The sequence below is a fragment of the Polaribacter sp. HA6-7 genome (genome assembly GCF_055693625.1).
This window is the reverse complement of the sequence record NZ_CM146338.1, coordinates 1,479,626-1,491,995: the sequence shown is the minus strand read 5'-3', so window position 1 is coordinate 1,491,995 and position 12,370 is coordinate 1,479,626. Positions and strand designations below refer to the sequence as shown.

Annotated in this window: 7 protein-coding genes and 5 pseudogenes; 2 read left to right on the top strand and 10 right to left on the bottom strand. The window is 31.0% G+C overall.

Annotated elements, in window-relative coordinates; genetic code table 11:
- Window positions 1-54: 54 nt before the first annotated feature.
- A pseudogene (locus tag ACZ1HD_RS08190) lies at window positions 55-1,384 on the top strand (DEAD/DEAH box helicase).
- A gap of 15 nt (window positions 1,385-1,399) precedes the next feature.
- Window positions 1,400-2,935 (top strand): annotated as a pseudogene (locus ACZ1HD_RS08185) (SDR family NAD(P)-dependent oxidoreductase).
- Window positions 2,936-3,008: 73 nt separating this feature from the next.
- Here ACZ1HD_RS08185 and ACZ1HD_RS08180 read toward each other — a convergent pair.
- The 10 genes and pseudogenes from ACZ1HD_RS08180 to ACZ1HD_RS08135 all read right to left on the bottom strand — a co-directional run bounded on the left by ACZ1HD_RS08180 (window position 3,009) and on the right by ACZ1HD_RS08135 (window position 12,278).
- A complete protein-coding gene (locus ACZ1HD_RS08180) occupies window positions 3,009-3,950 on the bottom strand; it encodes a M14 family zinc carboxypeptidase (RefSeq protein ID WP_472689158.1) in 942 nt (313 codons plus the stop codon).
- Window positions 3,866-4,750, bottom strand: a complete 885-nt coding sequence (locus ACZ1HD_RS08175) for a M14 family zinc carboxypeptidase (protein WP_472689157.1) — start codon at window positions 4,748-4,750, stop codon at window positions 3,866-3,868. The genes ACZ1HD_RS08180 and ACZ1HD_RS08175 overlap by 85 nt, the downstream gene beginning before the upstream one ends.
- A gap of 16 nt (window positions 4,751-4,766) precedes the next feature.
- Window positions 4,767-6,353: a M14 family metallopeptidase gene (locus ACZ1HD_RS08170; protein WP_472689156.1), complete on the bottom strand. Its 1,587-nt coding sequence runs from the start codon at window positions 6,351-6,353 to the stop codon at window positions 4,767-4,769.
- Window positions 6,354-6,575: 222 nt separating this feature from the next.
- Entirely contained in the window at window positions 6,576-7,316 is a 741-nt protein-coding gene (locus ACZ1HD_RS08165) for an acyl-CoA desaturase (protein WP_472689155.1), read from the bottom strand.
- A 64-nt stretch (window positions 7,317-7,380) separates the two neighbouring features.
- Window positions 7,381-7,948 (bottom strand): annotated as a pseudogene (locus ACZ1HD_RS08160) (Crp/Fnr family transcriptional regulator).
- A gap of 75 nt (window positions 7,949-8,023) precedes the next feature.
- Window positions 8,024-8,931, bottom strand: a pseudogene (locus tag ACZ1HD_RS08155) (EamA family transporter).
- A gap of 97 nt (window positions 8,932-9,028) precedes the next feature.
- Window positions 9,029-9,834: pseudogene (locus tag ACZ1HD_RS08150) on the bottom strand (type 1 glutamine amidotransferase domain-containing protein).
- 1 nt (window position 9,835) lies between these two features.
- A complete protein-coding gene (locus tag ACZ1HD_RS08145) occupies window positions 9,836-10,996 on the bottom strand; it encodes an iron-containing alcohol dehydrogenase (protein ID WP_472689154.1) in 1,161 nt (386 codons plus the stop codon).
- Window positions 10,997-11,035: 39 nt separating this feature from the next.
- Window positions 11,036-11,668 carry a nitroreductase family protein gene (locus ACZ1HD_RS08140; RefSeq protein WP_077809289.1) on the bottom strand — a complete coding sequence of 211 codons (633 nt, stop codon included), beginning with the start codon at window positions 11,666-11,668 and terminating at the stop codon, window positions 11,036-11,038.
- Window positions 11,669-11,693: 25 nt separating this feature from the next.
- Window positions 11,694-12,278 carry a TetR/AcrR family transcriptional regulator gene (locus tag ACZ1HD_RS08135; protein WP_375241052.1) on the bottom strand — a complete coding sequence of 195 codons (585 nt, stop codon included), beginning with the start codon at window positions 12,276-12,278 and terminating at the stop codon, window positions 11,694-11,696.
- Window positions 12,279-12,370 lie beyond the last annotated feature (92 nt).

Genomic DNA, 12,370 nt, shown 5'->3' with positions numbered 1-12,370 from the left:
TACGGCAATTATATAAACTAAAAACAGTAGTACATTTGCATAAAATATTTTTTTATGTTAAAACAGTTTTCCGAATTAGGAATTAATAATGAATTACAAAAGGGTTTAATAGATTTAGAAATTTCTAAGCCTACAGAAATTCAAGAAAAAGTGATTCCTATTGCTTTAAATAATAGTGAAGACATAGTTGCTTTGGCTAAAACAGGTACTGGTAAAACAGCTGCTTTTGGCTTGCCATTATTACAATTAATAGATACAGATAATTCGAATATACAAGCTGTAATTTTAGCACCTACAAGAGAGTTAGGCCAACAAATTGCTTCTAATTTAGAAGCTTATGCTAAATTTTGCCCTTCAATTTCTATTGCTACTATTTGTGGCGGAATACCAATAAAACCACAGATAGAACGTTTAAAAAAACCAACTCAAATTGTAGTTGCAACTCCTGGTAGACTTGCAGATCTAGTAAAAAGAGAAGCAATAAACATAAAAAATATATCTTACTTTATTCTAGATGAAGCAGATGAAATGGTTAGCGCTTTAAAAGAAGGTTTAGATAGTATTATTAAGGAAATTCCTAAAAAAGAAGAACACTACTTTTTACAGCTACAATGCCAGGTTCTATTAGACAAATGGTAAATAACTACATGTCTAAAAATGTTGTTCAAATTGAAGCTGATATGGCAACAACGGGTCATCAAGGAATTAATCATAAATATGTAGTTGTAGAACCGATAGAAAAATTAGAGGTTTTACTTCATTTTTTAAATTCTAAATCGGGCAAAAGAGGTATAATTTTTTGTAAAACTAAAGCTGCAGTAAATAAATTAGCCAAAAAATTAGCGATAAATAAATTTTCTTCTCGTGCACTACACGGTAGTTTAACTCAAGGAATTAGAGATCGAATAATGGATCAATTTAGAGAAGGACATATTGATACATTAGTTGCTACAGATTTGGCTGCCGAGGTATCGATGTTAAAGATTTAGCGTATGTTGTAAATTATCATTTACCAGATACGTATGATGCTTATGTTCACAGAAGTGGAAGAACGGCTAGGGCAGGAGCAAGCGGATTATCGTTATCCATCATTCAAAAGGAAGAAGAAGAAGATATTACAGATTTTGAAAGAGAATTAGACATTAGGTTCGAAACTTTTAAAAAAGCAGATGCTAAAAGTATTGAAGAAAATAATGCTTTAGTTTGGGCTAATAAAATTTTTAAAACAAAACCTAACCGTTCTGTAGATGAAGATTTTAAAGCTCAAATTAAAACCATCTTTCACCATTTAACTAAAGATGAATTGGTAGATAAAATTTTAGCAAACTATTTAGCGAATACAAAAAATACTTCATCAGAAACCACAAAAAATAAAAGAAAATAATAGTTTTAGTATTTTATGAGCAAAGAAATTAAAGAGAATAAAGAAGTTGCTGTTTGTATAGAAACTATTCAGAATTTATTAAAAGATACAAATCAACTTTTCGAATTACCGAAGCACAAAGAATTGCTCTTTTTAAGGTTGCTGGTGAATTGTCTAGACCCAATAGAGACGAGTTTCAGCGAAGACGAAAAGATGCAAAAAAAGCTGCTAAACGTAAAAAAATTGAAAGTGATAAACATGCTAGAAAATCTACCGGAATAAGGTCTGCTAGAGAAGCTGCATTATTTGTTGCTCCTAAATTATTAGGTGCAGCTCAAATAGAAAAAGAGACTCAGAATTAGAGTCACCAAGAAACTGTTACGTATGTAAAACAGTGTATACTAAATTGCATCACTTTTACGACACAATGTGTACAGATTGTGGCGATTTAAACTATGCTAAACGTTTTCAAACTACAGATTTAAAAGACCAAGTTGCTGTTATTACAGGTTCTCGTTTAAAAATTGGATATCATATAACCTTAATGTTATTAAGATCTGGTGCAACAGTTGTTGCAACTACTAGATTTCCTGCAGATTCTGCAATCCGTTTTTCTAAAGAAGAAGATTATAAAGATTGGAGCCATCGTTTACATATTCATGGCTTAGATTTAAGACACATACCGAGTGTAGAAATCTTTTGTAACTATATAGAACAGAAATACGATCGTTTAGATATATTAATTAACAACGCGGCTCAAACCGTAAGAAGACCTTCGGTTTTTATTACCATTTAATGGAAAATGAAAAAAGCCCGTGGATCAATTACCTAAATTAGCACAAACGCTGCTAAAAGATCATGAAGCATGTTTAGAGGAATTGTCTAGCTTAAGTGTTTCTACAAACAAAACGAGTAAAAATAACGTTTTACCCGTAACATGGCATGGTCCGAGAACCAGGAATTGGTTTGCGTAATTCTGCAGAATTATCTCAAATACCGTATAGTTTCGATAATTCTTTACAAGCAGCAGAAGTTTTTCCTGAAGGAAAATTAGATGCAGATTTACAACAAGTAGATTTAAGAAAAACCAATAGTTGGCGTTTAAGATTGGGTGAAATTGAAACAACTGAAATGGTAGAAGTTCAGTTGGTAAATGCTGTAGCTCCTTTTGTTTTATGCAACCGATTATCATCTTTAATGATGAAAGAAAATACGGGTAAAAAACATATAATTAATGTAACGGCAATGGAAGGGAAGTTTCATCGATTTAAAAAGGAAGATAGACATCCGCATACAAACATGGCAAAAGCTGCATTAAATATGTTAACGCACACTTCTGCATCTACATTTGCTAAATCTGGTATTTATATGAACGCTGTAGATACAGGTTGGGTTACAGATGAAGATCCGGCAGAATTATCAAAAAAGAAAACAGAAATTCACGATTTTCAACCACCACTAGACATTGTTGATGGTGCTGCAAGAGTTATGGATCCGTTAATTGACGGAATAAATACAGGAAAGCATTGGTGCGGTAAGTTCTTAAAAGATTATTTTCCTATCGATTGGTAAAACATTTTTTTAGGCATTAAACATAAAAAAGCCCATCTTAAAAGATGGGCTTTTTAAGTTTAAAAAATAAACTTTACTTATTTGATTTACTTAGTAAACCTCCTTTTGCACTGTCTACCGTAATTGTAAATTTAGAATTTCCTTTTACAATCCATCGTACTTTAACAACGCCGTTACCGGGTATATTTCTTACTCTTAATTTAGCCGGATTTACCTTTTGTTCTTTATTGACGTTAAAATCTTCGTTAGAAACCAACATACCTGCAATTACTTTTACACCAGAAATTGATATATAATCTGGTCTTGTAATATTGTATTTTAAATCTTGACTAGCATGCGTTGGCATTAATCTATCATTTTTAATTGTAGCTGTAATTTCTTTTAAACCACCACTAATTTTCTTTTCAGATATATTAGAAATTGATAAATTAGGCATATGTTGTGCATGGTAAAATGTAAATGCCATGTTTCTATGTGCTTCTTCTTCTAACATAAAACCAGGTGTTGCTCTACCAAAATTCTTTTTAAAGCCACCAACTTCTATTTTACCATAAGTAGGATGATCGTATTCCTTCCATGGTGTAAAAGCATCTCCCATTAACAACTCTTTATCAAAATCATAAGTTTGATTTCTATCTCTTCCTCGTTTTTTATAGTACGCAAAAGAAGTAAAAATCTCATTTGTAAAAGTGTAAATTCCTCTACTACCATAAAACCAATCTAATTCGCCACCAAATACCGAGTATAAGTCTTTATACACAGTTAAATAACGATAACCAGGTAACATTTTTTCTCCTTTTTTACCAATAGCATCATAAATTCTTATGTCTTGTCTGTTGTATGTTGCTAAATCCTCTTGTGCACCAGGACCTCTTAAAATCATTCCGCCGGAGTTATGAAAACTTTGTGCACCTGCAATATTAGGATGCGCTAAAACAAAATCTGCAACGGCTCTTGTTTCGGTAACGAAAAAGGATGCTTGTAAGCACCACGCTGAATATAATCTGGTTGCCATTTCCAACCCCAATCTCTATTTGGATCGTAATAACCATGTGTATCTTCATTTATTCTTCCGTCACCATCATTATCAATTCCTTCATTACCAAGGTATTCATATCGCTGAGTTGTAACTACATCATCTGGCCCAATTGCAATCATTTTTCTAGGATCTAAAGGATCTACAATATAATTACCATCATCACTTTTTCTTCTCATTCTAGTAATAGAACCATCACCATCAATATCATCATAACCATCTTCATCAAACTTACCATCTCTATCATCATCCAAAGGAATCATACCAGATCTTGGGCTACTTCCGGTATTTGCTTCTTTCATAAAGTCGTTTCTTGCATCTGGATTTATAGTTGGTACAATATAAAATATACGATCATTTAACATATTTGTTATGTACTCGTTATCATTAAAATTTTCTGTTAAATACCAAGCAGTGTAAATACTTATTTCTCCTCCTTGAATTTCATTTGAATGGATGTTTCCGTCTAAATAAAAACCAGGTTTTCTATCTGCTTTTCCTTCTTTATAATTTGTAATTGCTAACATCCAAATATCTTTACCTAAAGCAGATTTACCAATTGATTGCCTTTTTACTAAATTAGGATGCGCATCAGCAATTTTTTTACTTAGAGCAGCTAAACCTTCTGATGTATAATATCTATTAAAAGAAATTTGAACTTTTGGATTATGAGGTGAACCCGCAGCTCTAAAAACTTCTGAACTATTTTGTGCACCAATTGCTAATGGAAATAAAAATAATAGCAACAATGATTTTAATATATTTCTATTGAATTTCATCTTTTCTAATTTTTATTTATTTCAATTTTATTGTTGCAGAATCTAAGCCTGTATGCGATGTTCCTGCTTCTAATGTTACACTACCATTCCCTTTTATTAACCAAGAAAATTTTACAAAACTGTCACCATCTATACTATTTAATAATGTAATTTCTTTACCGCTAATAATTTCTTGATTCTTTTTTAAACCTATGGCGACTTTAATTTTTCTTAACCATCTAGATCTTTTACCCATTTCTGTATGTGTTGGTAATAAACCGCTATTGTGTACGTCTACAGAAATTCTTGTAATTCCGTTTCCTACAGCTTCTGATGTTAAATTTTGAAGTGTAATATTAGGTTGCATTTTTGCCAATTCTATAATAAAATCTGTATGCTTTTTACTAATATCTGCCACTAATTTATAGGGCGGATTTATCATTTTATAAGGAGCAATACCACCAACTTCTACTTTTTTATTAGGAAAATCTGGATGAGAAACCCTTGTCCAATCTACAAATGCATTTTTAACATTTTCTTTTTCTGCCCATCTTAAGTAATTTACTACTTTATTTTTTGATGCTTTTTTAGCAGAATCTTTTACTTGAGGCACCCACCAACCCGGAGTTGACAATGCTAGTTTACCAAAATGAAAGTAAGACCATTGGAAAAAATCACCACCTTTGCCTTTAGAACTAGGAGCATTTTTAGCTTTAATAATTTTATTATACTTATCTGATAAAAACTTATTTAAAGCTGCATCTTGTTTTAAAACACTAGTTACAACTCGTTTTTTGGCACCAGAGGCACTATATTTTAAAGGTGTAGATAAATTGTTTTCTCGCCCTAATGTTACAATGGCAAAAATATTCCATCGATCGTATAAAAAAGAAAGTAAATCTCTATTTTCTTTTTCAGAAACAGGATGTTCTCCGGCACCAGGTGTAAAATATTGATAATTATAGCTAAAATTTTTATTGAATAAAATTCCGCCTTTACCGTCTTCATTAAAAGCACCATCTTTATCATTATCAATTCCTTCACTTAACAATTTATAAGTTCCTTTTTCGCCTTTATTAATATCTGCTTTTACAAGAACTCTGTCATCTTCTTTTAATGTTGTGTAATCGCCTGTAATATCTTCTACACGCATCATGGTTATCAAACCATCATTATTTAAATCGTCAAAAGAATCTTCATTTACAGCACCGTCTCTATCATCATCTGTCTTTTTAGCATTACCATTTTTATAATGTTTTAAAGACGAAAAATAGTTTTCTGTAGCATTCGGACTCATGTTCGGAAAAATGTAAAAAGTAGTTTTTTCTAAAACATTTGCATGATTTTTTAAAATGTTATCTGCAATATTAACAGCCATTTCTGGTCCTAAAATATGAGAACCATCTACACCACTTACAATTGCAATTGCTGGTTTATTTTCTGCATTGCCTTTAGATAATGTTAATGCCCAAATCTTATGCCCACCAATTGTAGTGGTTAATGCTTCTAATTTAGTATTAGCAGCATTCGATTTTTGAAGTGTTTTGATTTTTTGAGTAAGTTTACTGTAATTACTATAATCGGATTGTGCCGAAATTTGTAACGTAGTAAAACAAATTGTCATCCCTATCAAAAAGAGAGATGCTCGTTTTTTATTAAACATAATAGTTAAGTTTGGTTAATTTAAATAATTATGTTTAAATATATAGTTTTCTATATATAATGCATTCTTTAGTGTCTTTTACACCTAAATATTAAGGATTGTTTAACAGATTTTAACATTTTTAAACTAAAAAGTTGTAATTCTTTAAAGAATTACAACTTTTATTGATATTATAAAGAAGTGTTATTTTTGGATTGAAATAGGTTTTAATTTTATAAAGCCTAAAAAATCTAATACTTTAATAATTTGATATGTTACATCAATTTCGTGCCACTTTACACCAAAATTTGCACTACTAGCATGTTTATGATGATTGTTATGATATCCTTCTCCCATCATTAAAAAATCAAAAGGAAATAGATTTTTACTCGTATTTGTCATTTTATAATTTACGTATCCATAAATATGACCAAACCAATTGATAATAACTCCGTGAATTGGTGCCATTAAAAGTGCAATTGGTAATAAAAACCATTGCCATAATGCAGTTGTAAAATAAGCAAAAAATAAGATGTAAAAAGCAATCCAAAGTAATCTAGAAAAACGAGAACTTGCAAAGCTATCAAAGCTTTTCCATTGTGGTACGTTCTTGGTAAACTTACTATCTACTGGTATTTTTTGTTGATTTATTTGCTGATAAATCGTTTTAGTTTTCCACATCATTGCAAATAAATTAGAATCATAAGACGGTGAGTGCGGATCTTTTTCTGTGTCTGTATATGCATGATGCATTCGATGCATTATACCATAACCATAAGCGCTTAAATAACTAGAACCTTGAAAAAACCAAGTTAAAACAAACGTAACACGCTCCATGGTTTTAGACATTGTAAAAACCTGATGTGCAGCGTACCGATGTAAAAAGAAAGACTGAAAAAATAAGCCTCCGTACCAAAGAATTACTACAAATAAAACTATAATCATTAATGTTTTTTTGCAAAGATAAATTGATATCAAAAGCAAAACAATGAACCCAAATCAATAAAAATTACACTCTTTTTCTTATTCTACTAAGGGCTTGCGCTGTTACCCCAATGTAAGAACTAATATATTTTAATGGTATTACTTTTAACAACTCTGGTCTTTCTTTAAAAAGCTGTAAATAACGTTCTTCTGCCGTTAAGTTTAGCAAATTTTGTTCTCTTTTAGATTTTATTAAAAAAGTCTTTCTGCTGTTAACCTACCAATTAAATTACCAATTTGTGTCGTTTTATAAACTTCTTGTAAATCTTTATACGTAATGCTTAAAATTGTAGTTTTTGTAAGCGTTTGTAATTGATATAAAGAAGGCCTTTGTGTTAAAAAAGAATCATAAGCACTTACAAACTGATTTTTAAAACTAAAACCAAATGTAATTTCTTTTTCTGGATTTTCTTTGGGAATAAATAACCTAACAACACCAGATTCTATAAAAGAAATATGATTTTCTATTTCGTTGATTTTTAAAAAGTGGTTTTCTTCGGAATTACTCTTCGCTGTAATTTAGAGGTAAAGAAGTTCCAATCTTTATCAGAAATGTCTGCAATTTGATTGATGTATTCTTTTATTTGATCCACTTTTTTAATACTTAAAATTAGATACAAAGATAAGCTTCTTAGTATTAATCCTAATGGAGTAGAAGGTATAAATTTTTAAAATCCTGCGGCATATAATATCAAGAAAACACCAATCATAATTCCCGCTAAAGGCACTAGTTTTTTACGTTTATTTTTTTCTTTGAATAAAATACCTCCAATAACAACCGCAATAATTAACTGACTTCTTTTAATTGCTGATAAAAGCATTATCAAAGCTTCTGGATCTTGTAAAGCTTTAAAATAAAAATAATCTGCAGCTTGTAATAAAATACCAACACCAATAATTGTATATCTAAATTTAAACGCTTTTCTTTTTTCGGAATACGGAAACCAAGTTACCGCTAAAATTATCAATAAAATAAACACCGTGTAAAAACAAAACCGTAATTGCAATGTCTGCGGATTCAATAACAAACTCTGAATTAAAAACTTGTCATACAAACCACTCGAAGCGCCTAAAAAAGTAGCACCAATAATAGCAAATATCCATTTGTTCTTTTTAAAAATAATTCCTTCTTTTTTACCAACTCTAGAATAAAGAATTACAGAAAATATAATTAAAAAAAGCCAATCCATTGTAAAAAAGTAGGTTGTTCTTTATAAATTAATATAGCGCCAATAAAAGTAAAAAAAGGTCCTGCAGATCTAATAGGTGCAACAATTGTTATTGGTAAAAATTTTAATGCTTGATATGCCAATACCCATGAGGCGGCCATAATCATCGATTTTATAAAAATAAATCCATGAGTTTTTAGCGGAATTAAAGTGATGTAAAAACCAATTTCTTTTGTGTAATCGGGGTAAAAGATTGACATAAAATAAAAAGGTAAAAGCACTAAAAAACCGGAAGCTATTGTACCAAATAATACCGGAAAAACCTCATTACCTTGTACTGCATGTTTTTTACATAAATTATGTAATCCTAAGAAAAGTGCAGCCAATAAACCTAAATACATCCACATGGCGCGAAGATAGTTTTTTGAACTATTTTATTGAAAATAATTGCATAAAAAAAGGTTGCCATTAAATGGCAACCTTTATAATTTATTTTAGTTTAAATTATTTTAAACTTTCTAATAATTTTTCTGCTACTAACTCAGAAGAAGCTGGGTTTTGACCTGTAATTAAATTACCGTCTTGAATTGCATAAGCAGCCCAATCTTCTTTTTTAGAATAGATTCCGCCATTTGCACTTAGCATATCTTCAACTAAAAATGGTACCACAGAAGTTAATCCTACAGCATCTTCTTCAGTATTTGTAAAACCAGTTACTTTTTTTCCTTTAACAAGTGGTTCTCCGTCTGTTCCTTTTACGCTTTTTAAAGCAGCAGGAGCGTGGCATACAAATGCTACAGGTTTTTCTTGAGAATTAAACTTCTCTATCAAAGCAATTGAAGTTGCATCATTTGCTAAATCCCATAATGGTCCGTGACCACCAGGATAAAATACTGCATCAAAATCATCTGCATTCATATCAGACAACTTTTTAGTATTCGCTATTTTAGCTTTTGCTTCTTCGTCTTTGTTAAATCTATCAGTGTCTTCTGTAGCAGCATCTGGTGCATCACTACTTGGATCTATTGGTGCAGCTCCTCCGTTTGGTGTTGCAATTGTAATGTTAGCACCTTTATCTAATAATGTATAATATGGGTTTGCAAATTCTTCTACCCAAAATCCTGTTTTTTTCCTGTATTTCCTAATTTGTCGTGAGATGTAAGTACAAATAATACGTTCATATTTTTATTTATTTTAGTTTTTATTGATGTTTCAGAATCATTTTCTGAAGTTTTTTTTGATATTTTATCTTTACAACTTGATGCCGTAACAATAGTTAACGCGATGGCAATAGTTTTTAGTAATTTCATATTAATAAGCCATTTTTACAATTTTTTCAACTCTTCTCGGAGACAATGTTTGATGTTCTCCTAAACCTGTCCAACCACGATCTGTAAAACGTTGCGCAATTTTTTCTGCAGTACCTTCATACTCTTTTGTATAATCAGATAGTTTTGTATCGATACCTAAATTATTAAAAAATGCTTCTGTTTTAGTAATTGCTTCATATGCTTTATCATCTGTACTACCTTTATTAATTCCCCAAATTCTTTCTGCATATTGTGCTAACTTTTCTTTTTTATCTTCAAAGTTAAACTTGTAATGGCTAGGTGCAATAACTGCTAACGTACGTGCATGATCTATACCAAATAAAGCTGTAAGCTCATGACCAATTGCATGAACTGCCCAATCTGTTGGCACACCTTTCTGAATTAAACCATTTAAGGCCATTGTACAACTCCACATAAAATTAGAAGCTGCTTTGTAATCTGTAGGATCTTCTAAAACCTTAGGAGCAATTTCTATCAGTGTCTGTAAAATACTTTCTGCAAATCTATCTTGCAATAATGCACCAACAGGGTACGTCATGTATTGTTCTAAAACATGTGTAAACGCATCTGTTAAACCATTAACTAATTGACGTTTAGGAATAGACGTTATTACTTGAGGATCTAATATCGAAAAAACAGGAAATAAACCAGGACCACCCATGGCTAATTTTTCTTTAGTTTCTTCTCTAGTAATTACAGCTCCGTAATTCATTTCAGAACCCGTTGCTGGTAAAGTTAAAACAGTACCAAAAGGCATTCCTTTTTCTGTTCTAATATTTTTAGTTAAAATATCCCAAGGTGTTTCGCCATCATAAACTGCTGCAGCAGATAAAAATTTTGTTCCATCTATTACAGAACCACCACCAACAGCTAATAAATATGTAATATTTTCATCTTTAATAACTTTTAAGGCATCCATTAGCTTTGCATATTCCGGATTTGCAGGAATACCTCCAAACTCAGTAACATCAGCATCAGCTAAAGCAGTTTTTACTTGCTCATAGATTCCGTTTTTCTTAATACTTCCACCTCCGTAAAGCAATAATACTTTTGCATCCGCAGGAATTTCTTCTTTGATATTTTTTATTGTGTCTTTACCAAAAATAATTTTGGTAGGATTTTTAAAATCGAAATTATTCATTTTTCTTTTTTTGGATTGATACTTCGTAATATTAAATTACTACTCTATAACAGTTACTAAATCTTTCATTGGCTTTCTAACTTTAACTAAGTTCACCAACCAATCTTCATCTTCTTTTCTATAACCTAAAGGCAATAAAACTGCACTTTTTAAACCTTTTTCATTTAAGTTTAAAATTTCATCTACTGCAGCAGGGTCAAAACCTTCTAAAGGTGTTGCGTCTACGCCTTCATAAGCAGCAGCAATAATTGCGTGTGCAAAAGCAATGTATGCTTGTTTTGCAGCATGATTAAAATTTTCGTCTGCATCTTTTTGCGGATAAGAACTTAACAACATTTGTCTGTAATTTTCCCATCCTTCGTTTTTAAAACCACGAATTTCATTGGTTAAATCGAACATATAGTTAATTCTTTCTTCTGTATACGTGTCCCAAGCAGCAAAAACTAAAAGGTGAGAACAGTCTGTAATTACAGATTGATTCCAAGCAATTGGTCTAATTTTTTCTTTAATTTCTTGATTTTTTACAACAATAATTTCAAAAGGCTGTAAACCACTTGATGTTGCTGCTAATCTAGAAGCTTCTAAAATTCGCTCTATTTTATCTTCAGATACTTTTTCACCGTTCATTGCTTTCGCGGCGTATCTCCAATTTAATTTATCTAATAATTCCATGTTATTCTAATTTATATCTATTTGTTTATTTGATCACTTTTATACTGTTCCATGCCGATTCGTAGGCGTCATCTAAATGCGTTTCATTTAAAGTGAACGAACCTCTTTTTTGAGAAATCATTAAAAATGATAACGGATTTATTGCATACGCATACAATAAATAATCTGACATGGGTTTGATTATATTTTGTTCTTTTCCTTTAGTCCATAAGTCGAGTAGGGGCTGTAAATGTTTAATACCTTCAATTCTACTTGGCTCATCAATCATTGGTGTGTTGTCGCATTGTGCTAAAAACATTGCATTTTCACATTCTTTCAATTTAAACTCTGCAATTCTGTGCCATATCAATTTAAATCCTTCTTCTACAGGCATATCTGCACTATAATTTTCGAAAGCGTAATCTGTATATTTTGCTTTCACTTCTATGTACGTTTTATTTACCAAGTCTTGTTTATTCTCGAAATATAAGTAGATCGTTGCAGGAGAAACCTTAGCCATTTTAGCTATTTTACTCATAGGTGTTGCATGAAAACCGTTGTTGTTAACCAACTCTATAGTGGCTTTTATTAACGCGTTTCTTTTGTCTATGCTTTTCTGAAGTTTTACCATTGTTTTCTAATTACGATGCAAATATAGTAAAAAAATGAATGTTCATTCTTTTTTTAACAAAACTTAACATAATACTTAATATACTGATAACT

Excerpts from the sequence above, each read along its gene's own strand:
- ACZ1HD_RS08180 (WP_472689158.1), bottom strand. The coding sequence starts at position 3,950 with ATGGCAACCAGATTATATTCAGCGTGGTGCTTACAAGCATCCTTTTTC.
- ACZ1HD_RS08175 (WP_472689157.1), bottom strand. The coding sequence starts at position 4,750 with ATGAAATTCAATAGAAATATATTAAAATCATTGTTGCTATTATTTTTA.
- ACZ1HD_RS08170 (WP_472689156.1), bottom strand. The coding sequence starts at position 6,353 with ATGACAATTTGTTTTACTACGTTACAAATTTCGGCACAATCCGATTAT.
- ACZ1HD_RS08165 (WP_472689155.1), bottom strand. The coding sequence starts at position 7,316 with ATGATTATAGTTTTATTTGTAGTAATTCTTTGGTACGGAGGCTTATTT.
- ACZ1HD_RS08145 (WP_472689154.1), bottom strand. The coding sequence starts at position 10,996 with ATGAATAATTTCGATTTTAAAAATCCTACCAAAATTATTTTTGGTAAA.
- ACZ1HD_RS08140 (WP_077809289.1), bottom strand. The coding sequence starts at position 11,668 with ATGGAATTATTAGATAAATTAAATTGGAGATACGCCGCGAAAGCAATG.
- ACZ1HD_RS08135 (WP_375241052.1), bottom strand. The coding sequence starts at position 12,278 with ATGGTAAAACTTCAGAAAAGCATAGACAAAAGAAACGCGTTAATAAAA.